20 protein-coding genes and 1 pseudogene are annotated in these 25,949 nt (G+C 42.1%); 20 read left to right on the top strand and 1 reads right to left on the bottom strand.

Features of this window, described 5'->3' with window-relative positions:
* Positions 1-416: 416 nt before the first annotated feature.
* Positions 417-2,213, bottom strand: coding sequence for a SpoIID/LytB domain-containing protein (locus tag TY16_RS13305; RefSeq protein WP_052342719.1), 1,797 nt, complete (start codon positions 2,211-2,213; stop codon positions 417-419).
* A 290-nt stretch (positions 2,214-2,503) separates the two neighbouring features.
* Here TY16_RS13305 and TY16_RS13300 point away from each other — a divergent pair, with 290 nt between their 5' ends.
* The 20 genes and pseudogenes from TY16_RS13300 to TY16_RS13205 all read left to right on the top strand — a co-directional run.
* Positions 2,504-3,469, top strand: coding sequence for an N-acetylglucosamine kinase (locus TY16_RS13300; protein ID WP_043932389.1), 966 nt, complete (start codon positions 2,504-2,506; stop codon positions 3,467-3,469).
* A gap of 122 nt (positions 3,470-3,591) precedes the next feature.
* Positions 3,592-4,545 (top strand): GNAT family N-acetyltransferase, encoded by a 954-nt coding sequence (locus tag TY16_RS13295; protein ID WP_043932388.1) that lies wholly within the window; start codon positions 3,592-3,594, stop codon positions 4,543-4,545.
* 114 nt (positions 4,546-4,659) lie between these two features.
* A complete protein-coding gene (gene murQ / locus TY16_RS13290) occupies positions 4,660-5,580 on the top strand; it encodes an N-acetylmuramic acid 6-phosphate etherase (RefSeq protein WP_043932387.1) in 921 nt (306 codons plus the stop codon).
* Positions 5,581-6,630 (top strand): serine hydrolase domain-containing protein, encoded by a 1,050-nt coding sequence (locus TY16_RS13285; RefSeq protein ID WP_043932386.1) that lies wholly within the window; start codon positions 5,581-5,583, stop codon positions 6,628-6,630.
* Positions 6,631-6,645: 15 nt separating this feature from the next.
* Positions 6,646-7,362, top strand: a complete 717-nt coding sequence (locus tag TY16_RS13280; RefSeq protein WP_043932385.1) for a PIG-L deacetylase family protein — start codon at positions 6,646-6,648, stop codon at positions 7,360-7,362.
* A gap of 15 nt (positions 7,363-7,377) precedes the next feature.
* On the top strand, positions 7,378-8,973 hold the full coding sequence (nagZ, locus tag TY16_RS13275; protein ID WP_043932384.1) for a beta-N-acetylhexosaminidase: 1,596 nt from the start codon (positions 7,378-7,380) through the stop codon (positions 8,971-8,973).
* Between the two features lie 33 nt (positions 8,974-9,006).
* Positions 9,007-10,173: an anhydro-N-acetylmuramic acid kinase gene (locus TY16_RS13270; protein WP_231505611.1), complete on the top strand. Its 1,167-nt coding sequence runs from the start codon at positions 9,007-9,009 to the stop codon at positions 10,171-10,173.
* 108 nt (positions 10,174-10,281) lie between these two features.
* Entirely contained in the window at positions 10,282-11,604 is a 1,323-nt protein-coding gene (locus tag TY16_RS13265; RefSeq protein ID WP_043932383.1) for an ABC transporter substrate-binding protein, read from the top strand.
* 84 nt (positions 11,605-11,688) lie between these two features.
* Complete coding sequence (locus TY16_RS13260) at positions 11,689-12,618, top strand: carbohydrate ABC transporter permease (RefSeq protein WP_043932382.1); 930 nt, start codon at positions 11,689-11,691, stop codon at positions 12,616-12,618.
* Positions 12,619-12,631: 13 nt separating this feature from the next.
* Entirely contained in the window at positions 12,632-13,588 is a 957-nt protein-coding gene (locus tag TY16_RS13255; RefSeq protein ID WP_155922244.1) for a carbohydrate ABC transporter permease, read from the top strand.
* Between the two features lie 192 nt (positions 13,589-13,780).
* Positions 13,781-14,932 carry an exo-beta-N-acetylmuramidase NamZ family protein gene (locus TY16_RS13250; RefSeq protein ID WP_043932381.1) on the top strand — a complete coding sequence of 384 codons (1,152 nt, stop codon included), beginning with the start codon at positions 13,781-13,783 and terminating at the stop codon, positions 14,930-14,932.
* Positions 14,933-14,975: 43 nt separating this feature from the next.
* Positions 14,976-15,923, top strand: a complete 948-nt coding sequence (locus TY16_RS13245) for a GNAT family N-acetyltransferase (RefSeq protein ID WP_043934713.1) — start codon at positions 14,976-14,978, stop codon at positions 15,921-15,923.
* 61 nt (positions 15,924-15,984) lie between these two features.
* Complete coding sequence (locus tag TY16_RS13240) at positions 15,985-16,833, top strand: MurR/RpiR family transcriptional regulator (protein ID WP_081772970.1); 849 nt, start codon at positions 15,985-15,987, stop codon at positions 16,831-16,833.
* A 640-nt stretch (positions 16,834-17,473) separates the two neighbouring features.
* A complete protein-coding gene (locus tag TY16_RS13235) occupies positions 17,474-18,898 on the top strand; it encodes a purine-cytosine permease family protein (protein ID WP_043932379.1) in 1,425 nt (474 codons plus the stop codon).
* Positions 18,899-19,258: 360 nt separating this feature from the next.
* Positions 19,259-19,459: a cold-shock protein gene (locus TY16_RS13230; RefSeq protein ID WP_026694123.1), complete on the top strand. Its 201-nt coding sequence runs from the start codon at positions 19,259-19,261 to the stop codon at positions 19,457-19,459.
* Positions 19,460-19,692: 233 nt separating this feature from the next.
* Positions 19,693-21,426: a sensor histidine kinase gene (locus TY16_RS13225; RefSeq protein WP_052342718.1), complete on the top strand. Its 1,734-nt coding sequence runs from the start codon at positions 19,693-19,695 to the stop codon at positions 21,424-21,426.
* Positions 21,404-22,540, top strand: a complete 1,137-nt coding sequence (locus tag TY16_RS13220; protein ID WP_052342717.1) for a response regulator — start codon at positions 21,404-21,406, stop codon at positions 22,538-22,540. The genes TY16_RS13225 and TY16_RS13220 overlap by 23 nt, the downstream gene beginning before the upstream one ends.
* Before the next feature lie 135 nt (positions 22,541-22,675).
* Positions 22,676-23,941 (top strand): ABC transporter substrate-binding protein, encoded by a 1,266-nt coding sequence (locus TY16_RS13215; protein ID WP_043932378.1) that lies wholly within the window; start codon positions 22,676-22,678, stop codon positions 23,939-23,941.
* 318 nt (positions 23,942-24,259) lie between these two features.
* Entirely contained in the window at positions 24,260-25,033 is a 774-nt protein-coding gene (locus TY16_RS13210; protein ID WP_043932377.1) for an SDR family NAD(P)-dependent oxidoreductase, read from the top strand.
* Positions 25,034-25,081: 48 nt separating this feature from the next.
* Positions 25,082-25,949, top strand: a pseudogene (locus tag TY16_RS13205) (aminomethyl-transferring glycine dehydrogenase subunit GcvPA); the annotation flags it as partial.

The raw sequence follows: 25,949 nt of genomic DNA, 5'->3' as shown, positions 1-25,949 counted from the left end.
GAAATCAATTTTAGCCAATGTAGGAACAGTTCAAGTGCATTTTCACATTTTGTAATACCGAAATGACCTTGATAGGTTGCATCAACGACCGGCACTGCAGGTCGCTAAAAAATTCAGGACAACTTTTCAATTATTCAGGACACATTTTTTGAAATTCAGGACATTTCCCGGATGATTCAGGACATTTCCCAAACGATTCAGGACAGATTTTCAGATATTCAGGACAAACCAGCAAATCAGCCGCTGACGGTGTATGACGGATTATCAGTAGAAGAATGAAGAAAGCAGCCAAACTGGGACTAGCTAAATAATCTCATTCGCTGATCGCCCAAGCATCTATTAATCTGATTAAATTTCCAGCCAACAAAAAAGAGAAGGGAGCAATTTTGCTTCCTTCTCTTTCACCACTAAATTATTTATTCCTGCCCTTTAGGATCGGGAGCACCAACGACCGATACATCTGTAAGATTCATATTCGGATAGTAGGAAGTCAGGATCTTGTCATAACTTACTCCAGCCAAGCCAAGCTGGGAAGCACCATATTGGCTCATTCCGGCACCATGGCCATTTCCGCCGCCATAGAAGACAACTTTTTCGTCATCTTTTTCAAAGCTGAAAAATGCAGAATTGAGAATCGAACCATTTTTTAATGTTGTATTTGTATAGTCTGTGCTGCCGCCAGCGGCGCGATAGATAATGATATCTTGTGCACTGCCTGTATCAGCTTTATTAGGACGAATCGTAAAGCGAATATTGTATTCTTTCAAGATCTTGTATGTTCCTGTTGATCCTTCGATAACGAGCTCCATAATATTTCCGCCGTCACCGCGCTTCGTAACATACATATCCCTGAATTCACCGATTCCCGCTGCTGGAATCGGTTTGCTTACGAACTCGCCGCCTTCATTTTTTGTTAAAACGAATTTTGGATCGGCAGCATACCGTGGGGCTAAATTTTTATTGATTGTGTTTTGAAGTTCAGTTTTGGTTAGAGTTATTTTCCATCTAAAATACAGGGAAGTGTCGTCATAGCCTTTGTAAGAAAGGTTTTTGTAAAAATTAAGAACTTCCTGCTCGTTTTGTGTATCAATGTTCAGCATCTTTGTTGAATCATTGGGATCAAATGTATAGCTTTGTGCCAATAGGTATGGAACAACTTGTCCAGGGAAGGAGCCATCGGCATCTGCCCAAACCTGATGTTTTGAAGCACCGAATCCGCCGGAGGTTGAATAATATCTCGCATCTACGAGACTGCCATCAGCACCATACATAATTTTTCCTGCAGTTTCCTGAACAGCCTGTGTCGTTAGAGCATTTTCAGGTGAGTTGTTATACACCTGGCTCATGACACTATCAAGGACAAAATAACCATCTTTTGCAAAGCGGTCACTCAGGTAATCACCCAATGCATACGTTCTGGCTGCTACAGCTTGGGCTTTCAACGCATTCAGGCCAAAGCTTGAAGGCATTTCACTAGGAACTACCTGGTACAGGTACTCCTCTAATCCAACTTCGTTAATTAACTGAAGCTTATTTCCCTTTACAGAAGTGATTTCAAAAGTGCCTCTGTAAGCAGGGGTATATAGCGGGCTTCCTCTTTTAATTGTCTCTACTTTAATTTTGCTTGCTTCATCGGTAGAAATATAAATTCTATTTTTCGTAGAGAATGCTTCAGAACCATCTTCCTTCACAACCGAAACAGTGCCATCAACCGATTTAAATGTGACAATCTCATTAGAGGCAGACTCAAAAGTTGCATCCGCCAGCTTGTCCACAATCTGTAGACCACTAGGCGAGCTTAATTTGATTTCATTATGATCCATCGTGGTGAAGTTGGTTGTCATAATACCAACTCTCATGTTTTCCACAGGCGTAACCCCATCTATCGTAATCTGAATAATTTCACGCTCTCCATTTACCTTAACGGCAATATTTTCTGCTCCAACTCGAACATCGCGCAGAGATTTTATATATTGTTTTCCATCTACCCATTGAGAGACTTTGTATTCTTCAGCTAGCTTAAGTTTACCCTGATATTCCAGTTCCAAGGTTCGATTAGCCGTATCCTTGGCCATTATCTTTTCTGTAAAAGTCATTTGAGGTTTTGCGGCGGAAGCAGTTGAGTTGCCGGAGAAGAGGCTAAAAAAGAGACCGGAGACAATAAATACAATGGACAACACACTGATGAATTTTCTTACTTGTTTTGTTAGCATTTTATCCTCCTTGAATTTAAATGATAGCGCTTTCAAGTGCTGCGAAGAATCTTCTAGTTTTCCGGACCATCCCTCCTCTAGCAAACTATCTTTCTATGACACTTAAATTATAGGGACCAAGAACAGATATAGTCAACATATAATTTCATATTTTTTAAAATTATTCTGAAATTTTGTTTCACCAAAATTTAAAATTATATTTTAAAATTTAAATAAACTAATTGAAATTATATTTTAAAAAGTTATAATAAAGTTGTAAAAAAGAATGAATCTTGGGGGCTAAATATTTCATGTATGTACTTGGGATTGATGGCGGTGGAACAAAAACAAAGGGAGTTATTGCCGATCGGTTTGGAAAAGTATATGCAAGTGAAACGGTTGGCGCAACCAATCATAACGGTGTGGATCTAAAGGTTGTGGAAAGAGAACTGGCAGTATTATTTAGTTCTTTAAAGAGCCAGGACGAAAAGTCATTTTCAATGGTCCACACTGTATTTGCAGGTATGTCAGGTGTTGATCGGCCTGAAGCGAGGGCGGCAATGGAGAAGCTGCTTGCAAACTTCGTGCCCGCCGATGTCAGGATTATTGTTGATAATGATGCAGTGAATGCACTGTACTCCGGGACGTTAGGTGTTCCTGGAATCGTACAAATAGCTGGAACTGGGTCGATTACATTTGGGATAAATGCTGAAGGGGATCGGCAAAGAGTCGGCGGCTGGGGCTATTTAATTGACGATGAAGGCAGCGGTTACGACATCGGCAGGGCAGCATTGAATTCGGTTTTTAAAGCGTACGATGGAAGAGGGCCAGCTACGATTTTGACAGACTCGGTTCTAGGGCATTTCGGGGTTGGGGACGTACCGGACCTTATCCGCTTTGTTTATGAAACCGGAAAATCAAGAAGCGCCATCGCACCGCTTAGTAAATACGTTACAGATGCGGCGGCTCAACATGATGAAGTAGCCCGGCAAATTATTCATGATGCCGGCTCCAAATTCGCGGAAGCCATTGGATGTTTAAAGAAGAAACTCTTTAAGGATTATACTGGACCGATTCCAGTTGTAATGGCTGGCGGGGTCTTTCATCGAGAAGATCTGCTGAAGCCAATCATCCATGAAAAACTGGAAAAACTGAATATAGAGGTTCAGTTGATTAAGCCAGCAATTGCACCTGTAGGTGGAGCAGTAATAGCAGGATTGGCAAGCAGTGATCAACAACTAGATACAAGTTTTGTAGAAAATATGAATGGGGTTTGAAATAAAAATACAAAAATATTAATATGTCTTGAATTTTTATTTCACATTTTGGAGCACCCTGATATAATGGGGTTATCTAAATCAGTTGGACGAAATGCAGTGAGGAAGAGGGGCTGCCCTGAGTGAGATACATACCATGGGATATAAGTAGGTTATCACAGTTGGTCGATTTGTGGAATTCGGAAATTGGATCCCACTTTCCAATGACCAGGGAGCTTTTTAAACAAAACAGCTTTGATGATGAAAACATCCTGCCACAAGGATCGTGGATGGCGATTGATGACGACGGTCAGATAGCAGGGTTCATAGTTTCAAAGATATGGAGAGAGAAAATTGCTATACCGATAGATAAAAAAACAGGCTGGGTTCAGGTATTAATTGTTCGAACTTCTAACCGCCATAGCGGAATTGGAAGCGCTTTACTGGAGAAGAGCGAGAAAGCATTCAGAGATAATAACTGCAAGAAAGTGTTGTTGGGCCGTGATCCGTATCATTACTTTCCTGGCATTCCTAAGGATGATGTTAATACTAAAAAGTGGTTTGAACTAAAAGGTTATCAGGCTGGTGGTGTTGAAGCGGATTTAATTCAGCATTATCAAACCACTGATAAAATAGCCAGGCCGGAGTTTAAGGATATTCAATTTACACTTCTTCAAGAAAATGAAAAGGAACAGCTGCTTTCTTTCCTGCATCGCTGTTTTCCTGGGAGATGGGAATATGAAGCCCATCACTATTTCAGGAAAGGCGGAATTGGAAGAGAATTTGTCCTATTAAAAAAGAATGGGAACATTATTGGCTTCTGCAGGATCAACGACCCCGATTCACCTTTTATTGCCCAGAATGTTTATTGGGCTCCACTGTTTAAGGAACCATTGGGTGGAATTGGGCCATTGGGAATTGAGCGGACAGAAAGAAATAATGGATATGGTTTAGCGATTGTCCAAGCGGCCGTCTCCTTTTTAAGAGATAGAGGGATAGATAGAATCGTCATTGATTGGACCGGATTAACCAAGTTTTACGGCAAGCTCGGCTTCAGAACTTGGAAAGAATATCAGCAATTTTACAAAGCATTATAGTTATACAGTGTTTTACAAGCTTCTCACGGATGAGGGTGGGCCGGAGTGAATTAATCTATCCATGAGTAGTTTCATAATTTTTCTAAATCAGCAAGTTGGAAAGGCGTGTCCAATGTGAATGTTAACTTAACTGGATTAACCACCGAGCAGCGGAATGAACGGTCGCGAAATATAGACCAGCTTTCAACCCATGAAATCATAACCCTAATGAATAAAGAAGATAGCAGCGTTGCCGAAGCAATTCAAGAGGTGCTGCCGCAAATTGAAGCGGCAATCGAAGTGATTTATCATACCCTCAAAAATAATGGACGGTTGTTTTATGTCGGTGCCGGTACTAGCGGCAGGCTTGGCGTGCTGGATGCGGCGGAATGTCCACCGACCTTTTGTACACCGCCTGAACTGGTCCAGGCCTTAATCGCTGGGGGAGAATCGGCGATGTTTACTGCAGTTGAAGGTGCCGAGGATTATCCGGAGGAAGGTGCAAAGGATCTGGAGAACAGGGGCTTCAACAAAAACGATGTTGTCGTAGGTATTGCGGCAAGCGGACGGACACCTTATGTGATTGGTGCCCTTCAGTATGCACGAAAAATTGGAGCGGCAACGGTTTCGCTGGCTTGCAATGAAAATGCAGAAATAAGCAAATATGCCGATCATCAAATTGAAGTGGTAGTCGGGCCGGAAATCCTATCAGGCTCAACACGCTTAAAGGCGGCAACTGCCCAAAAGATGATCTTAAATATGCTGTCGACGACCACGATGATTAAGCTTGGCAAAATATACGACAATCTTATGGTCGATTTAAACGCAAGCAATTTAAAGTTAGTCGAGAGAGCCAAACAAATAGTTATGGAAATTACAGGCGCTTCGTATGAACAAGCCGAAAAATCTCTGAAAGAAACCAATCAAAAAGTAAAGCCGGCTATTGTGATGCTGATGGGCGGGGTTTCGGTTGAGAAGGCAAATGAAGTGATTGAGTTGGCAAATGGTTTTACCCGAAAGGCAATCGAACTTGCCAAAGAAGGGCAGCAGTCATAAATGAAAAGGCGAATTCTCGACTTCCTTCAAGATGAAATAAACCAGGAACATATCCCTGGGGCTGTGATCCATATTTCCTGCCAAGGCGAAACGATCCTGCAAGAAGCGATTGGCTCCCGGGTGATTTATCCAGAGAAACAGCCAATGCAGCTCGATACTGTTTTTGATTTGGCGTCGTTAACAAAAGTGGTTGCGACATTGCCGATGGTTCTGAAGCTTATCGAAGAGGGGGTATGGCGGCTCGATGATAAAGTTGCCCATTTCCTGCCGGATTTCGGAAAACACGGAAAAGCGGACATTACGTTAAAAAACCTATTAACCCACACGTCATGCTTGGCCGCTCATTATGAATATTTCCGCGAAAATTTGAACACTGAACAAATTTTGGAACGGATTTATGATGAGAAGCTGGTGGCTGGCATTGGCGAAAAAGTGATTTATAGCGACCTCGGGTTCATTACACTGTATAGATTAATCGAAACCGTAACTGGTGAACGATTTGAAGCTTATGTGAAACGAGAATTGTTCGACAAGCTAGATATGAAAGACACAGGGTTTCTCCCGAGTTTCGGAAAGTCTCGTTACGCTGCAACAGAATACAGCGAAAAATTAAACGGATATAAGCAGGGAATTGTTCATGATGACAATACCGATAGCATGGGCGGGATTAGCGGCCATGCGGGCTTATTCTCGACCATCCACGACCTAGCAAATTATGCTAGTATGGTTGAAAATGATGGCGTTTTCAAAGGGAATCGTATTTTATCAAAACAATCATTGCAGATTGCCAGGATGAATTACTCGCCGTTCAGCGATGAATTCAGGGGCCTGGGCTGGGTCATGAAAAGTCCGCTCCAATCAAGCTGCGGCGACCTTTTCTCTGCTTCCTCCTATGGCCATACCGGCTTTACCGGAACGAGTATATGGTTTGATCCGGAGATCAAGCTGCATGTCATCTTGCTGACAAATCGGGTCCACTTTGGCAGGAACGATCCAATCCTTCGGTTGAGGCCTAGGCTGCACAATATCATTCGCTCACATTTCAATTGATCAGGGGGAAGTAATGTGGAAAAGAAAATTCACCTTATGCTTGTCGGGGCTCATTGCGGCGATGTAGAACTTCAAGCCGGCGCGATCGCCCATAAATATGCAAAAGCTGGCCATAGAGTCACATTATTGCATTTAACTGCAGGTGAGAAAGGGACACCGGCGGGAGTGACTGTGGAGGAGTATCGCCAGCAAAAAATAAATGAGGCCGAAAAGGCTGCCGCTGTATTAGGCGCCGAGAGCATTACCCTTGATTATAAAGATGCTGAATTAAAGGATGACGATGCAACCATATCCCATGTAGCCACCCTGTTCAGAAAATTAAACCCGAATGTCGTTATCACCCATTGGGAGAATAGTATGCATCCCGATCATGCCCTTTGTCCAAAAATTGTTCAAGCCGCATGGTTAAGAGCTGCGCTTCCGGGTTTTGATTTGGAGGGGCTTCCGCCGCACTCCTTAACACGGATGTTCCATAGTGAGAATTGGGAGGACATGGAAGGGTACATTCCGGATATCTATGTGGATGTCAGCGATGAGTTTGATACATATCTTGAGGCGCTCAGCCAATATTGGTTCGTCATGAACTCAAAGGATTTTCGCTATTACGATTACTATAAGGCACTTGGAACGATGAGAGGATGCCTGAACCGGACTGCCTATGCTCAAACATTAAAGTTCCCTGTTGGGGCGAATATCAGGAGAGGTCCAAGCATTCCAGGTTTTGATCTTTAAAGGAGGCGCAAAATCTTGAAAAGCAGTGAACTGCGCAAAAAAGTCGGACAGCTGTTGGTCGTTGGTTTTAAAGGAACAACCGCATCCGAAGAAATAAAAGAACTAATCAGGGAGCATCATGTGGGAGGAATCATTCTCTTTGGGCGGAACATCGGGACTCCTCAAGACATTTTAAATCTGACGAACGAGCTTCAAAAAGAAGCGAAAGAGGCCGGACATGAACAGCCGCTTCTGATTTGCATCGACCAGGAGAATGGAGTTGTCCGCCGCCTTGGCGAAGGGGCGACCATCTTCCCCGGTGCCATGCTGTTAGGAGCAACCGGGAACCCGGAAAATGCCTATCAGGTTGGCCTTGCTACCGGAAAAGAACTCAAGGCTCTCGGGATCAACTGGAATCTCGCACCCGTGCTTGATGTCAACAATAATTCCGATAATCCTGTTATCGGAGTGCGTTCCTATGGCGAATCGGCCGACAAGGTTGGCTTATTCGGCCAAAACGCTATGAAAGGCATGCAGGATGCCGGTGTCATTACTACATTGAAGCATTTCCCGGGACATGGAGATACGAATGTCGATTCACACCTGGATCTTCCGGTTATCTCCCATAGCTTGGAAAGGCTTTATGAAATTGAATTAAAGCCATTTATCGAAAATATAAAACAAGGTGCCGATACGATCATGTCCGCACATGTGTATTTTCCAGCCATCGAGGATTCACCTGGTGTTCCAGCGACTTTATCCAAAAAAGTCATTACCGGACTTCTCCGGGAGCAGCTCGGGTTTGATGGTGTCATTACGACCGATTGCATGGAAATGAACGCGATTGCCAATACGATCGGTACCGCTGCCGGTGGTGTGGCCGCCATTAAAGCAGGGGTGGATCTGGTAATGGTTTCCCATCTCCACAACCTCCAGAAAGACACCATCGATTCAATTGTTGCGGCAGTTGATGCTGGTAAGATCGAAGAGGCAGCCATTGATGCTGCGGTAGGGCGGATTCAAAGATTGAAAGATAAATATGTTCGTTGGGATGATTTGGATTTTGGAACCGATGCGCCAGTTCCTTCCATCGTCGGCTGCGCGGAGCATGAGCAATTGGCTGATGTGATTTATAAGCAGGGCATCACTGTTGTGAAAAATAATAATATTTTGCCGCTCGATCAAGTGGGCAGCCAAAAAGTCCTTGTAGTTTATTCGGAAAATAACTATACGATGCAAGTGGAAGATAAGCGTTATTCGTCCATGCACCTTGGCGAGGCTGTTAAGGAAAATGATCCCGGCACACATATATTGCAGTTATCCAATCCGGCAACAGCTGAAGAAATCAATAAAGCCGCTGAGCTGGCAAAGGATTTTGATGTCATTATCATTGGCACATTAACCGCCAAGCCAGGCGATTCACAAGTTGGGCTTGTGGAAGGGCTGTACGGTACAGGCGTGCCGGTAGTGGTTATCGCAATGAGGAGCCCGTATGATTTAGCCTATTTGCCTGATGTCCATGCTTATATTTGCACATATGAATTCCCGTATCCTGCGCTTAGAATAGCCGTCCAGGCGATTTACGGAAAGGTACAGGTAACAGGCAAACTGCCAGTCACCATACCAAACTAAGGTGGCGCGTAAAAACTGAAGGGAGGTTGGAACGTGAATAAGGACAAAACTGAAAAGATAGTTATCGGCCTCATGTCGGGAACTTCCCTGGATGGAATTGATGCAGCATTGGTATCCATTAAAGAGGAAAAAGAAGACATCCAATTAAATCTTTTGCATTTTACGACACTGCCATATTCAGAGATGGTACGCGAAACGATTTTGCGGCTATGCGACCCTGACAAGGCGCGTATAGAGGATATATCGGCGATGAACATGCTGCTTGGCGAACTGTTTGCTGATGCTGCCAAAAAGGTCGTAACTGAGGCAAACAAGACGATGGATGAAATTGATCTCATAAGTTCACATGGCCAAACGATATTTCACCAGCCGGAACACGCTGAAATTGCTGGATATTCAATTTCCTCGACGCTGCAAATCGGAGATATTGGCCTTATTGCTGAACGCACCGGCGTTACAACGGTCGGTGACTTCCGAACAAGAGACATGGCCGCTGGAGGACAAGGGGCACCTTTGGTACCTTATGCCGATCAATTGTTGTTTCGGGAAAAAGGGCACGGCCGTGTATTGGTGAACATCGGCGGGATTGCCAACATCACAGTTTTGCCGCCTGAAATCAGCGAAGAAAGCATCCTTGCATTTGATACCGGTCCAGGCAATATGATCATCGATGCCTTTGCCGGCTGGGCTACTAATGGAAAGCAGAGCTTTGATGAAAATGGCTCGATTGCGGCAGGCGGCAAGGCAGATGAAGATTGGCTCAACAAACTTTTAGCCCATGAATACTACAAACAAACACCCCCGAAAAGTACGGGCAGGGAACTGTTTGGCATTGAGTATGCGAGAAAATGCTGGGAAGAATCCAGCTTGTCTGCAGCTGATAAACTGGCCACCGTCACAGAGTTAACAGCAAGGACGCTAGCTTCGGATATTACAAGATATATAGAAAGCCACAAAATCAAAGAAGTATTTGTCAGCGGCGGAGGATGGCATAACCGTACTTTAATAGAACGGCTGCAAATCCAGCTTCCTAATGCGATAAAGATAGGCAGCACCGAAGAGCTTGGTATTCCAGGCGATGCGAAAGAAGCTGTCGTATTTGCTCTGCTGGGTTACCAGTGTTTGATGAAACGATACAACAATCTGCCATCAGCTACAGGGGCGAGAAGTGAAGTTATTATGGGGAAAATCGCCTGGTAGGATAGGCAATTGATACGGAAAGGAGGCGAGGGCCGGAAATAATCGGTGACAATCTTGCTGAATCTCATAAGGACATTTTATTTTTAAAAAAATTTAGGGGGAAATCCAATGAAGAAAATGCTTAACTTATTTCTTGCGGCTAGTTTAAGTATTGGAGCTTTGGCAGCATGCAGCAGTGACAGTACAAAGGGTTCCGACAGCGGCAAAGATTGGAAGGGAACCATCACCGTATGGGACGGCCCGCGCTGGCCGGATGACAAAGATAACAAATATCACTGGATGGAAGAAAAAATCAAGCAATTTGAAGCAGAGCATGAAGGTGTCAAAGTGGAGCTTGTCCAAGTTCCTTGGGCAGAACTGCCAAATAAACTTGGTGTTTCGATTGCAGGGAAATCATGGCCTGATATTGCTCCGGTAGACATTAGCGGAAGTGCTGTCAGCATCGATCAAATTGACCAGGGTGTTATTGAATCGGTTGATGATCTTTATTCAAAAGATGAACTGAAGGATTTCTATCCGAACGCTCTTGATGCATACAAGTATGATGGCAAGTTATACGGCATTCCGAACTCTATGACGGTCCACACTATGCTATTGAATCTTGACCTGTTTAAAGAGCGCGGCGTTGAGCCACCTGCAAATGGCGAATGGACTTGGGATGAATTCATGGACGCTGCGGAAAAATTGACATTTGACCGCGATGGCGATGGCAAAACAGACGTTTACGGATTTTCTACTTACATTTTGCCTGGATATTATGAAGCATGGCCTTTCTTCTATATTGATGGCGGCAGCCCTTTAAGTGATGATATGAAGAAATTTACTTTCAATAGTCCTGAAGCAGTTGAAGCGATTCAACGCCTGGCTGACTTGAAACTGAAGGATAAAGTTTCTCCTGAATCATCAGGTGGAGCTGACGTAGGCGGCACGTTCCAAGCGTGGGCAAATGAACAGCAAAGAACAGTTGCTATGCAGGCTTGGGCAACATGGGCAATTGGTGCAGCACAAGGCAAATTCCCTACTAATTTCGCAGTTGCTAACTACCCAACTGGAAAATCCGGCAAACCAGTTACAATTGGCGGTGTAGGCGGCTGGACTATGTTCCATCAAGAAGATAAAGGCAAGAAAGCAATGGTTGGCGAATTTATGAAGTTTATCAATACAACAGACGAACAGTTCACAATGGCACAGAAATATGGAACGTTCCCTGCACGAATCAGCACAGCTGATAAAGATCCATATAAAGATAATCCACAAATGGCGCGTGCACAGGAAATGTCTTCACAAGTTGTGATGCTTCCACGCCATCCTGAATGGAAAAAGATTGATGAAGCCATCCAGACAGAGCTTCAGCTTGTATTCAATGGCGAAAAAACCGCCAAGCAAGCAATGGACGATGCTCAAAAGAAAGTGGATGAGCTGCTAGAATAAGTAGTTACTGGCTTGGTGCTGTCTCATAAGGGATCAGACCCTTTGTGAGGCAGCCCAAGTTTTATCAAGATTGGGGGAGTTAACTTGAAACCCGTTCACCAGGCACACACAGCCGCTGATGTTAAAGTTGCCACTAAACAAACATCCCTTTTGACTCAAATCAAAAAGAATTATACCGCCTACCTTTTTTTACTTCCAAAATTAATTCTGTTTACAGCGTTTATAGTGATTCCCGTGATATGGGCTTTTGTTTTATCCTTCCAGGAATATAAAATTTTTGGAAGTGAATGGGCAGGATTGGACAATTATGTAAAGGTTTTTAAAAGCGAAGCATTTTTCGATGCTTTAGGAAACACGTTTCTCTTTACGGTAGTAACTGTACCATTCAACGTCATTAGCGCACTCATCATCGCTTCTCTTATTCATCCGCTTGGCAAATGGTCACAGAGCTTCTTCAGGGGAGCTTTTTATCTGCCAACCGTTACTTCGATGGTTATCGTGGCAATGGTGTGGCGCTGGATGTATAACAATGATTTCGGTTTATTCAACTACGTGCTTAGCTGGTTCGGAGTAGAACCGATTAACTGGCTAGGACAAACTTCAACAGCATTATGGTCACTGATTATAATGCAATGTTTAATTCCATTTGGGGTTGGGATTATTTTATACCTGGCAGCGATGGGATCCATTTCGCACTCGTTATATGAAGCTGCAACCATAGATGGTGCGGGCAGTCTTCAGAAATGGCTTCAAATTACGATTCCGTTGCTGAAACCGACTACTCTGTATTTGGTTTTGTTAAGTACGATTGGTTCCTTCCAGGTTTTCACTCAGATTATTATGATGACTGGCGGTGGGCCCGGAACGTCCACGGAAACGCTCGTCCATCTCATTTATAAAACAGGATTCAGGGATTTTGAATTTGGTTATGCTGCCGCGCAATCAATCGTTTTGTTCTTTATTATTTTAGTATTTTCGATAATTCAATTCCGAGTCCTTCGGAATGATGATTAGGAGGGGAAACAAGATGATGAAATTAAATAAAGCGGTCACTTATGCACTTCTGCTAGTCTTTTCTATCGTTTCCCTTCTGCCGTTGTATTGGGTGTTCAGTACTTCCATGCAATTAAGCAAATATCAGGATGAAGAATTAACAAAACCTGTTTCATACGTGGATTCAAATCCGCCAAAAATGTATCCAATGGGTATCCCCGAGTATTTTGAGCACTGGGGCAAAGCCCGTGATGCCGACAAGGCCGGGGATGAGAAGGCTGAAGTGTATCACCGCGAAATCATGGACCAGATAGTGGATGATACTTTTTCCGGATTTACCGCATTGTTTAGTAAAAATAACATTGGCCGCTGGTTCTTAAACAGTATTTATATCGCAGTAGTAGTAACGGTGGGGATTTTGCTGTTCGACTCAATGGCCGGGTATGTGCTCGCCAAAAAGCAATTTCCAGGGAGAAACCTCATTTTCTATGCCATCGTCGGAACAATGATGATTCCAGGGCAAGTAACATTGGTCCCAATGTTTATGATGGTTAAAAATCTGGGGATTATGGACACGCATTGGGCGCTGATATTTCCTGACTTATCAATGGTGTTTGGTGTGTTTCTAATGAGGCAGTTTATGTACTCCATTCCAGATGAGCTTTTGGACGCTGCAAAAATTGATGGAGCAGGCGAATGGAAAACGTTCTGGAAAATCGTTTTGCCCCTGGCAAGGCCGGGTTTGGCCGCATTGGGTATTTTCACCTTTATGAATGTGTGGAATTCCTTCCTATGGCCGATTATTGTATTGAACGATGCAAACCTGTATACGCTCCCTGTAGGATTGAAGACGTTGCAAGATGCGAACCTGGCAAGCTTTAAGCTGCTGATGAGCGGGGCGGCAATTGCATCTGTTCCAATGATTATTGTTTTCATCTTATTCCAGCGCCATTTTGTAAAAGGCCTGACTCTTGGCGGCGTAAAAGAATAAAGACAGTAAAAAGAGAGTTATTCATATACAGTTAGACCCCTGCCTGCCATTCGAATTTTTGTGGAAAAAGGCGGGGATTAACTGTTTGAAGTCCCGATTGGATTCTAATCATCATGTGGAATATGATACCTTTCACCTAAGTTTAGGTTCTCTAAGCTCTCTTTCTTACTTCTTGTGAAAGTAGGTACAAATGTGAGAATTGGCCTTGATGTTTTTTTTGAAAAATATGTTGGGAAGTTTCCAGGAAAAAGACTCGGTCTTGTCACGAATATGACAGGAGTAAATCAAAGGCTTGTCCCGACGATTGACCTATTTCATGGGCATCCGGACCTTCATTTGACAGCACTGTATGCACCGGAACACGGGATACGCGGCAGTGCCAAAGAGGGAGAAAAGGTTCAGTCGGCAATTGATCCCTATACAGGATTGACGGTTTATAGTTTATACGGAGCATCGAAAAAGCCGAGTAAAGAAATGTTGGAGTCAGTTGATGTTGTATTCTTTGATTTACAGGATATTGGGGCAAGGTATTACACGTTTATTTATACGATGGCGTATATGATGGAGGCTTGTGCCGAAAGCGGAAAACACTTTGTGGTCCTTGACCGCCCCAATCCGATTTCAGGAATCACTGTCGAAGGCAATTTAGTGGAAGAAAAGTTTCGGTCTTTCGTTGGCCTGTATCCGATTCCGAACAGACACGGCATGACAGTCGGGGAAATTGCCCTGCTGTACAAGCATGAATTTGGGATTAACTGTGATCTTACCGTAATTCCTATGGAGGGCTGGAACCGCGAGCTTTATTATGACGAGACAGAATTGTTTTGGATTCCGCCTACACCCAATACAACTGGCATCGATATGGCTACCTTGTATCCAGGGACATGTTTAGTGGAGGGTACGAACCTTTCTGAGGGCAGGGGGACAACGCGTCCATTCGAATATGTCGGAGCTCCTTATATTGATGGCTACCATTTGGCAAGAGCGTTCAATGCTAAGCAGCTGCCTGGTGTTTTGGCACGCCCGGTTTCATTTATTCCAACCTACCAGAAACACAAGGAAGAAGCTTGCGAGGGTGTACAGCTTCATGTAGTGAACAGGAAGGAGCTTCATTCCTTAAAGACTGGCTTGGCTTTGCTCGAAATTATTGCTGAGTTGTATCCAAATGACTTTACGTTTGTGCAGTATGGTGAAAATCAGAGATACATGTTTGATTTGCTGGCTGGCACGGACCGTTTACGGAATATAATCCTGAATGGGCAAGTAAAGGATTTCTTGGAACAGTGTGAACAGCAAACAGAAGCTTTTAAAACACAAAGAAAGCCATATCTTCTTTATAAATAAACCCATTTGTATTTGAGACGGACTTAGGAAAGGGCGTGTGTTTGTGATATCATACCGTTGTTATGAACCTGGCGATGAACAGCAAATCGTCGAGCTTTGGAACAAAAGCCTTCCGCTTGACCCGATTACTTCCAGGAGATTCCGCAACCTTGTTTTACTGGATGCCAATTTCGATCCGAAAGGCCTTCAGCTGGCAGTGGAAGATGACAAAGTAATTGGCTGTGTTTATGCAGTAAGAAGACTGCTGCCAATGTTCGGTACGGACTTGGAACCGGAAAATGGCTGGATTCCGTTCTTTTTTGTTCATCAGGATTTCCGCCGTTCGGGTGTCGGAAATGTGTTAATGGAGGCAGCCAACAACTTTCTTGCAGCAGAAGGGCGGAAAAATGTATTTTTCGCATCGTATGCTCCCAATTACATTTTGCCTGGAATAGATGAGGCTGCCTATCCGGAGGGATACGCTTTTCTTTTGTGGCAGGGGTTTGAAAAACAGTATTCACCAGTTGCCATGGACAAAACGCTGGTTGGTTATACGTATCCGGAACCGGTGCTTCAATTGAAGAAACAACGTGAGCAAGAAGGATATTCCTTTGTGATTGCCCAAGACAAAGACATATATGAAGTGATACAATTTGCCAACAACGAGTTTAACCCGGACTGGGGCCGGGCGATTCGGGAAGGGCTGCTGCAGGGGCTTCCGCTCAATCAGGTGTTGATTGCAAGAAACGCCAGCAAACTGGTTGGATTTTGCCTTCATGGCGGCTATGAAGGAATCCCTGACCGTTTTGGGCCGTTTGGTATAGATTCTGAAGAACAAGGAAAGGGCCTTGGGAAGATTCTGTTGCATGAATGCTTGAAAAATATGCGTTCCTTGGGCCTTCATGGCGCCTGGTTCCTTTGGACCGGTGAAAAAAGTGCTGCCGGCCATCTTTATAAAAATAGTGGATTTGAAATCACACGCCGATTTCATGTGATGAAGAAATCTATATAGAATAAAACGAATCTGTTAAGAGAGTTGATGCCATATGTCATATATGACAGGAGGGCTCGTAATGCTGTCAGAAATGCATTCGACACTTCCTCCTTCTGAAGAAAAAATAGCGTTATATATTCTCGAAAATCCTCAAACAGCGGTATCTTTAACTGCAAATGAGCTTGGGAAAAGAAGTTCAACCAGCAGTGCTGCAGTAATCCGGCTATGTAAGTCACTTGGATTAAAAGGGTTCCAGGAACTGAAACTCCGGATTGCCGGGGACCTGCAGAAAAATAGGGCTGTTGGGTTTCGTGATATTGAACCCAATGAAAATGCTGTATCGATCATTGAGAAAATGACGAGCAACAGTATTCAAACGATACGGGAAACTGCGGAATTACTGGATCACGAAGAACTTGAACGAGCTGTAAAACTGTGCCAAAATGCTGAAACTATCCATTTTTTTGGTGTAGGAGCATCGAGCATCATTGCTCAGGATGCCCAGCAAAAGTTTTTACGAATTGACAAAAAAGCAACGGCTTTCCAGGATTTCCATATGGCCGCAACGCTAGTGGCCAATGCGAAAGAAAATGATGTTGTTGTCGGGATTTCTTTTTCAGGAAAAACCTTTGAGGTAGCAAAAATTCTTGAGCTGGCACATAAAAAGGGTGCCCATACCATTAGCTTGACGAAGTATGGCTCGTCTTTAGTCACTGAACAGGCGGATATTAAGCTGTATACATCTGCAACAAGGGAGCCCACATTCAGAAGCGGGGCCACATCCTCGCGTATTGCCCAGCTTCATGTGATTGATATCTTATTTATGTGTGTGGCATCGCAGGCATACGCCCAGACAGTAAAACATCTGGACGAAACAAGAGAAATCATTGATATTCTAAGAGACCATATAAAACCAAAACAAAGATAGCGGAGATAATTTTCGTTTGCTGAAGGCAAGCTTTCGCTGCACGATGGTTTTAAGACAGTTCCCTCATAAAAAACAATAAAAAGAAGAGTATGCACCTTGTGGTATTGTTTAATGGCCAAACCAAACAATCCATAAGAACGGCATACTTTTCTTTTATTATATGAGTAAAACTAACTTATCCCAAACAACAACTTTTAGCTTTTATTCTGATCTTTTTCTTAACAGCCACAACGGTCTGGAAAGGACCTTTGAGTATAAGGCATCAATTCAACCTGGCAATGATGCCGATAGTATAGGAGGAGGGAGTGGAAGCCCGGATTCTCATACTGTATCATTTATGATGAAATTCCTGGGAATGTTCCATACAATAGGTTGTTTTGAGCAAGATAAATGAGGATAATCATCATTTTTCGTGGTTAACACTGTCCCCAAGTTGTTTTTATGTTATACTAGTATTATTGTGGAAAAATATTTTACGGAAGAAGGGAGGTTAAATAGTTTATCTTCCATAAGTATGTTAATAAATGCACATTCTGTTATCCTTCAAAAGCAGCAATTATTCTTGGAAGGGATATTGAATGTGGAACGTTAATCGCGGGAAGGATACAGTCTGTGTAGAACATCATGAAAGGATGATTACATGAGTTTGAATCAGACATTGGAGATTAAAGAAGAAAAAGACGATTATTCATTTGAACAGGTTCCGGTAGAAAAACGGAATATGGGGTGGTTTAGTGTAACCAATATAACGTTTGGTATCGCCACCGCAATTTTTTATTTTCAAACAGGTAGTGTTATGGCACTTCAGTTTGGCGCAATGAACGCCATTATTTCAGCCATTTATGCCATCGTGATTGCAGGACTTTTAGGTACAGTCATTGCCTATTTATCCGCGAAATCAGGGATGAACGTAAATCTAATGTCTAGACAGGGTTTTGGATATATTGGTGCTTCGTTAACCTCCTTAATTTACGCATCCAATTTCATCATGTATTGTGCATTCGAAGGTATGATCCTCGTTACGGCCGTACATGCATTTTTCCCCGCAATTCCATTATGGCTACTAATTGTAGTATTTGGATCAATTGTTATTCCGCTCAACTGGTTCGGAATTAAACAATTGGATAAATTACAAAAATGGTCATTACCCATCTTTGGTATCTTCTTAATTACCACAATCATTGTCGCGTTCAATACATCATCTAAATTCGATGGTCAATTTTGGACGTATCTGCCGGATGGTGTTCAGATCGGCGGAACAGCGTTGCTTTTATGTATCGGAATGCAGCACGGAATTATGGGACTTACAGCTTTAATTGCATCAGATTATGCGCGATTCCTTAAACCAAAGGATATTAAACTTGGTTCAATTATGATTGGATTTATTCCCCAAATTTTCTGTTTTGGTGTTATGGGAGTACTTGGAATCTGGTTTGGTGTCCGATTGGGTGAATCGAATCCGGGTGTTTACATTGTCACACTTCTTGGGTTGGGTGGAGTAGTATTTACGATGTTAACACAATTGCGTATTAACATTACAAATATTTATAGTGCTTCCCTATCACTGTCCAATTTCTTTGAGAATGTATTTCATTTCAAACCCAAACGTCGTTTCTGGATCGTTGTCTCAGCTGTCGTTTCAATGGCGCTGATGCTTGGCGGAATTTTAGAACATTTAACTAGCGCAATGACGTTCCAGGGAGTTCTCCTGATGGCATGGGCTGCAATTTTAGTCACAGATGCATTAGTCGTGAAAAAAATGTTAAAGATCGTACCGAAAGAATATGAAGCAAGACAAGAAAAATTATATAAATGGAATCCAGCTGGGGTTGTTCCGCTGCTTATCTCAAGTGTAATCGGAACCATCGCTGCACTAGGATACATGGGTACGTTCCTGCAAAACACTGCGACTTTCTTTGGTGCTATATTAGCCTCAATCCTCACGGTGGTCGTAGCGGTTTATACGAAGGGCAAATACTACAGTAAAGTTCCAGCCCAAGTAAAAAATCTGCCACAGAAAAAAGAAAGACAAATGTACACCTCTCCAAGAGAAAATACAAATTGATTAAAAGGGACGGTTCTCATCCGGCTGATGGGAACCGTCCTTTCATTCGTCTAGCTCCATAAGGAATGCTTGGCAGCATAAGCATAGCCGAGAAAAAAGCTTCACCAAAATTGCAGCACATTAGAGGAGCGCCTAGCGCCTAGTGTGCTTCGGTCCTCTCGTTACGGTAATCCCTCATCGATTTGCTAACTATTTTCTAAACCGATTTGCTATTTTTTCTAATATATGTTATTCTAAATAAGAATTATTTTTGTTCGGTGTAAAGGATGCAAAAAGTTCGACTTTTCGTCTTTTCGTCTTAATGATCACTTTGGGCAGGGATAGTAATACAATGTGCTTTAGCACTAGGAGGCAACAAACATGGAACAAGGTACAGTTAAATGGTTTAACGCAGAAAAAGGTTTTGGATTCATCGAGCGCGAAGGTGGAGAAGATGTATTCGTTCATTTCTCTGCAATCCAATCTGAAGGTTTCAAATCATTAGACGAAGGTCAAAAAGTAACTTTCGACGTTGAGCAAGGTGCACGTGGACCTCAAGCTGCAAACGTTCAAAAAGCTTAATACTCTTAAATGACCAAAACAGACCCTGTAAAAGGGTCTGTTTTTTTGTGTTTTCTTTTAACAGGTATTATAAATAGTTTTAAAACAATAAGTAACCATTATTTTCCTAGGAGAGGCAGGAAATATGACTACAAAAATAGAAATTATTTTCTTTTTTAAAATAATATTCTTACTATTTTAAAAAATTTGATATGATGATGTTATCTTATTACTCCTAAATCGGTGGTTATCATATGAATTTACTTAAAGAGTTATCCATAAAAATGAAAAACCTTCCTTTCGGCAGTATTCGGACCAAAATGATTCTTTTTTTCCTCATGGTCGCCTTAATTCCATTACTATTGTTTGGTGTGCTTTCCTATGAAAAATCCTCTGAAATCATTAATGATCAATACAATGAATATGAGGAATTTGCTGTATCCCAGCTTAATAAACAACTTGAAAACACGTTTGAACAAATGTTTGTTATATCGAGCGATATTAATCATTACTTATCCGACCCGACACTGGTTATTTTAAAAGAAGAAATTCCCCATTCCTATACAGATTTCATCGAAAATAAAAACTTTGAAAGATACCTCGAAGCCCATAAAACCTATAATACAAAAGGAATCTATTTAATTACAAATACAGGCTATTATTATGGAAACAGCCGCCTTAATATCCATAAGCTCTTTCAAAAACCGTTTTGGAAACAAGTAAATAGCTTGAAGGAAGGGGAGCTTTGGATCGGTTTCTACAATACAGACCATTATTATAATAGTGAAAAGACTGAAAAAGTGATGGGGATGGTTTTTCCGATAGATAGCCAGTTTGGCGTCTTAAAAGGAAGCAAATTATTAATCGAAACTAATGCCGAGGAACTGTTTTCTTATATAAATTTCCTCGAAAATAAGCTTCATGCTTCAATTACTCTTAAAAATGGAGCGAATCAAGTCGTTTATAAGACGGGGAATGCCCCAAAGGAAGAGGAAACTGATATTGTCTGGAATAACCATTTTGATGGGTTTGGCTGGGACATTCATATCCGGATCCCTGTTGAATATTATTATCAATCCTCAAATGTCATCTACCGATATACAATAATGGGCATTATTTTTTCAATTGTGCTAGTTACTCTTTTAGCAGCTTTCTTATCTATCCCGCTTACAAAACGGATTACAGGCCTTAAATCTTCAATGGAATTGGTCAGTAAAGGAAACCTGGATACTCAAGTGGAAGTTACTTCAAAGGATGAATTGGGAGTTTTGGCACAAAGCTTTAACGAAATGGTTAATCGAATTAAAGGATTAATTGAACAGATTAGCTATACAGAGAGATTAAAAAGACAAGCCGAATTAAGGGCATTTCATTATCAAATCAATCCCCACTTATTATTCAATACATTAAATTCGATACAATGGAAAGCCAGGCTCTCCGGAGCAAAAGAAGTCCAGCAAATGATATACCATTTGACTGAGGTGCTTCATGAAAACCTTAATTTTTCTGATGAGTTAATAACGTTGGAAAAGGAATTGCAAACTATTCAGCATTATTTGAAGGTACAGGAGGCCCGTTACGGGAAAACCTTCGAATATATAGAAAATATACAGGAAAATTGCCTGAGCTATTTAATCCCTCGAATGACGCTTCAGCCATTATTTGAAAATATTTTTTTCCATGCATTTGAAGATGGAATAGGAAGAATTGAACTCAAGCTTATTGCAAAGGGCGGCATTTTGGAACTCACCCTTGAGGATAATGGAAAAGGGATGGATGAAAATACAATTAAAAATCATCTTAATCCGATGAATCCAAAAGAAAAAGGAAGGGGCGGAATCGGCGTATATAACGTAGATCAGCGCGTAAAGCTTCATTTTGGGACAGAGTTTGGGTTATCTATTAAATCTGTTGTGGGTAAGAAGACGGTTTTTACTATTATATGGCCAAAAAGGAGGCTTTCTGATGATAAAAGTTCTAATTTCTGATGATGAGAGAATCGTTAGAAAAGGGTTAATCGCAACCATTGATTGGAATAAATTCGGTATGGAAGTCATTGGTGATGCTTCCAACGGACAAAGGGCATGGGAACTATTTTTGGAACATTCTCCAGAAATAATAATTACGGATATCGTCATGCCGGAGATGAATGGAATTGAACTGGCTAGAAAAGTTAAACAGCATTCTCCTTCTGCAAAAATATTATTACTTAGCTGCCATCGTGATTTCGAGTACGCACAAGAAGGCTTGAATATTGGGGCTTCAGGTTATATTTTGAAAACTGCGTTTCAAGACCAGGAATTTGAAGACTATTTGGAGAGGTTCCAAAAAGAATTGTCTCACTCAAAAGGACAGGGGCAGGAAGATTCTGCTCTACTAAGAAAGGAATTTTATGCATGGCTTTGCGGTTTTACCAACTCCTTTCCAAAAATGCTCCAGAACCTTTTTGTTGCTGACTGGAATTGGAAGAAGGAACCTTATTATATTTTTTTACTAAGTGGAATGGATTGCGATGAGCATATTCAACTATTTTCCGAGCAAAAACGATTTGCTAAAATTCCATGCGGCGAGGAACAGGCATTTATCTTCATACCGGCGGAAACAAAAGAAACGTTGGAAAAGTGTTTAATTAAGGAAAAGAGTGAAAACTCAGCGGTTAACTGGAGAGTGGGAGGCCCTTTTAAAGGTTCTGAAGAATGGATGGAAGGTGTTTTATATCTTTATAAACTATTAAAAATTGAGAAGCAGTTTAAATTCTCGACCGAGGAATGGCCATTACCAATTCAGCAGGCAACAAAAATGATGATTGAGCATTTAGAGCAGCCTCTATCATCAAGCGATATAGCAGCTAAAGTAGGTTTGAGCAGGAGCCATTTTAGCACGATGTTCAAAAAAACGGTTGGAGAGAGCTTTATTGAATTTACTGAAAGAATGAGAATAAACACTGCATGCGATCTCCTAGAGAATACATCACTTACTCAGCAGGAGATTAGTGAAAAAATAGGTATACAGGATGGAAAGTATTTCAGCAAATGGTTTAAAAAATGTACAGGTAAAACACCGTCTGATTATCGGCAAAACAAAAAGGTGAATTTTATCTAACAAATTTCCTCCTTATATTTTAAAAATTCAAACAATAATACAAAAAGAATAAGATAGGATTAGGTTCAAGACCGCTTTCATTCACGTTAAAATGAAAGCGGTTTCCAATTTAATTAGGAAAAAAGGGAGACTTGGATGAAGAAATTAACGATGCTTTTGCTAGCACTCCTGTTTATCTTTTTTGCCAGTGCATGTTCAAACAGAGAAACGATCGGCCCCAAAGCGAATGAGGAGACGAAAGAAGAAAGAGGTAAAACAGTTCTTCGTTTTGCAACATGGGATTCAGGGGAAGCGCTGAAAATCCAGGAGGATATTGCTAAAAGATTTGAGGAGATAAACCCAAATGTAAAGGTCCAGGTTGAAGCATATGGTGATGAATTTGATCAAAAGCTGGCTACGTCCTTTGGTACAAAAAATCCTCCGGATGTCGTTTATATGTGGAACTTCCCAGCCTATTTTCAGTCGCTGGAACCGCTAGACCAGTTTGTAAAAAACGATTCTGAACTAGATTTGAACGATTTTTACCAAGGCTTGTTCAATTATTCAAGTATGTATGGAAAGTTGTATGGAATCCCAGCGGGTTTTACGACGAGGGTAGTTTATTTTAACAAGGATTTATTCGACATTGCCGGCATGCCTTATCCTGAGGAAGGCTGGACATGGGATGATTTCCAAGCGGTTGCGGAAAAACTGACCGTTCCATCGAAAAAACAGTATGGATTCGGAATAAGGCCGGAACCGGATACGTATGACTTGCAAGGTTTTATCTGGAGTAATGGGTCAAGCTTTATAAGTGAAGATGGAAAAGAAGTTGAAGGTTATATGAATAGCCCTGAAACGATTGAAGCAATTAACTTCTTTGCTGACATGCTAAAGGATAAGAGTGCAGTTCTGGTTGGCGGTAAAAATCAGCAAAGTGGGGAAGAGTTTTTTAAAGAAGGCAAAATAGCGATGTGGGAAACCGGTATTTGGCCATTGGAAGAGTTTAAAGAAGCAAAAGTAAACTTTGGAACAGTGGAAATGCCTGCTTTTTCAGGGAAATCTGTGAAAGGAGTCATTGCATCCTCCGCGGTTTCAATAGCAGAGGATTCAAAAAACAAGGAACTGGCCTGGGAATTCGTAAAATTCTATTCCTCAGCAGAAGCGATTAAAAGGAGAACCGCCGATCTGCCGGTCCGCATAAGTGTTGTAAAAGATATAAAGACCGAGGAAGATCCATTGATTAAGCCATTCTACAAAATGCTAGAAAGATCAAACGATACCCCTGCATTCCATCTTAATAAAAATTGGGATGAAATCAATCGAAATCTTTCTTCAGCCATCAATGCAATTATGCTAGAGCAGGATGCTGAGACGCTCCTGAATAAGGCAGTAAAAGATTCAGAGATTTACATTAAATAACAGTAGGTTATAAGTATTTTCAAACAATATATTCAACTTGAAAAAATCGTTTTGTGCAGTTCTGTTGATTGAAGTGGAAGGCGCGAAGACTCGTTCGAAAATGCAAAAAGCGCATTTTCTCCTGCGGTGCTTCTTCGGGGAGGATTATTCAACGTCCTGCGGGAGCTGCGTGACAGGTGAGACCCCACAGTCGCCAAGGGCATCGAGGAGGCTCACCGCACGCCCCGCGGAAAGCGAAGCGCCTGTAACGGAAATCAACAGACCATTTAGAAAATTATTTTCAATTTATAGTAATCATTTTGAAGGGGCGGAATCAATATGGTGGATTACTTTGGCTTGCAAAATAAGGTTTGTGTAGTGACAGGGGGAGCTTCAGGAATTGGACTGGCAACAGGCACACTTCTGGCTGAAGTTGGAGCAAAAGTTGTTTTATTGGATATTAACGAAGACAAAGGACAAAAGGCAGCGGCGGACCTGCAAATGAAAAACTATAAAGTTGATTTCTTCCGTTGTGATGTGACAAAAGCTTCCGATTGCATATCAGTCAGAAATTACCTTGAAGAAAACTATGGACGAGTAGATGTTCTTTTTAACAATGCAGGTGTGATCAGAAGGAAATCAGTAGTAGATTTGGATGAATCAGATTGGAATTTGGTCATTGACGTATCGCTTAAAGGAATTTACCTCCTATCAAAATATTTAATTCCGCTAATGGCCAGCGGCGGGGGTGGAAGCATTATTAACACTGGCTCAGGCTGGGGGATAAAGGGCGGAGATCAAGCGGCTGCCTATTGCGCAGCGAAAGCGGGTGTCGTGAATTTGAGTAAAGCAATGGCTATTGACCATGGCCCGCAAAATATCCGGGTAAATTGCATCTGCCCGGGAGATACGGATACTCCCCTATTAAGGGATGAAGCGAGACAACTAAACAAGGAAGAAAAAGCTTTCCTTGTATCGTCTGCAAAAGGGCGGCCATTAGAAAGGCTTGGGACCCCAAGAGATATTGCCAATGGAGTTTTGTTCCTGGCAAGTGATTTATCAACATGGGTAAGTGGGTCAGATTTAATAGTCGATGGAGGCGGGCTTGCTTAGCTAGTTTCAAAGTAATCAAAACCACTAAATTGTTAGGAGGAATTGAAGATGGGACAGAAGGTTCATCCTTACATACCAAACATGGTACCTGAAGTTCAAGCTGAAATGTTGAAGGTAATTGGAGCGGAATCAATCATGGATTTATATGCAGGCATTCCACAAGAGCTCCAGCTAAAGGAAACGCTAAACTTGCCGCCGGCATTAACAGAGTATGAGCTAAGACGCCATATAGAAGGAGTACTTAATAAAAACACAAGCACTAAGGAATTTATCAATTTTCTTGGAGCTGGCTGTTGGCAGCATTTTATCCCGGCTGTTTGTGATGAAATCAATCAGCGTTCGGAATTTTTAACAGCATATGCTGGAGAACCTTACGAGGATCATGGGCGTTTTCAGGCACTTTTTGAATATCAAAGCTTGGTTGCTGAACTGGTGGACATGGATGTTGTTAATGTACCTACATTTGACTGGGGACAAGCTGCAGCTACAGCAATCAGGATGGCTGGAAGGATTACCGGAAGGAATAAGGTTTTGCTGGCAAGGACGGTAGGCCCTGAGCGGAGCAAAATTATCATTAATTATGGGACTCCGCAACTAGAATTCGAATTTATTAGCTTTGACATTAAGTCAGGCGCAATAGATTTGGAAGATTTAAAAGCAAAATTAACAGAAGATGTTGCTGCAGTCTATTTTGAGAATCCCTCCTATCTTGGGTTTATCGAGGAACAGGGTGAAGAGATTTCATCTTTATTAAAAAGAAACGGATCACTTCTGGTTGTGGGTGTTGACCCTATATCTCTTGGAGTGCTTGCGCCACCTAGCCACTACGGAGCCGACATCGTATGCGGCGATTTGCAGCCGCTTGGCATGCACATGAATTATAGCGGCGGGCAGGCCGGCTTCATTGCAACCCGGG

The organism is Bacillus sp. EB01, assembly GCF_000613125.1.
GTDB lineage: Bacteria > Bacillota > Bacilli > Bacillales > Cytobacillaceae > Bacillus_D.
Note: the sequence above shows the minus strand (reverse complement) of the source record. Positions and strands in the feature narration are given on the sequence as shown.

Coding starts and splice junctions, on each gene's coding strand:
- TY16_RS13225 (WP_052342718.1), top strand. CDS start 19,693: ATGAATTTACTTAAAGAGTTATCCATAAAAATGAAAAACCTTCCTTTC.
- TY16_RS13305 (WP_052342719.1), bottom strand. CDS start 2,213: ATGCTAACAAAACAAGTAAGAAAATTCATCAGTGTGTTGTCCATTGTA.
- TY16_RS13235 (WP_043932379.1), top strand. CDS start 17,474: ATGAGTTTGAATCAGACATTGGAGATTAAAGAAGAAAAAGACGATTAT.
- TY16_RS13230 (WP_026694123.1), top strand. CDS start 19,259: ATGGAACAAGGTACAGTTAAATGGTTTAACGCAGAAAAAGGTTTTGGA.
- TY16_RS13210 (WP_043932377.1), top strand. CDS start 24,260: ATGGTGGATTACTTTGGCTTGCAAAATAAGGTTTGTGTAGTGACAGGG.
- TY16_RS13300 (WP_043932389.1), top strand. CDS start 2,504: ATGTATGTACTTGGGATTGATGGCGGTGGAACAAAAACAAAGGGAGTT.
- TY16_RS13255 (WP_155922244.1), top strand. CDS start 12,632: ATGATGAAATTAAATAAAGCGGTCACTTATGCACTTCTGCTAGTCTTT.
- TY16_RS13265 (WP_043932383.1), top strand. CDS start 10,282: ATGAAGAAAATGCTTAACTTATTTCTTGCGGCTAGTTTAAGTATTGGA.
- TY16_RS13220 (WP_052342717.1), top strand. CDS start 21,404: ATGATAAAAGTTCTAATTTCTGATGATGAGAGAATCGTTAGAAAAGGG.
- TY16_RS13240 (WP_081772970.1), top strand. CDS start 15,985: ATGCTGTCAGAAATGCATTCGACACTTCCTCCTTCTGAAGAAAAAATA.
- TY16_RS13215 (WP_043932378.1), top strand. CDS start 22,676: ATGAAGAAATTAACGATGCTTTTGCTAGCACTCCTGTTTATCTTTTTT.
- TY16_RS13285 (WP_043932386.1), top strand. CDS start 5,581: ATGAAAAGGCGAATTCTCGACTTCCTTCAAGATGAAATAAACCAGGAA.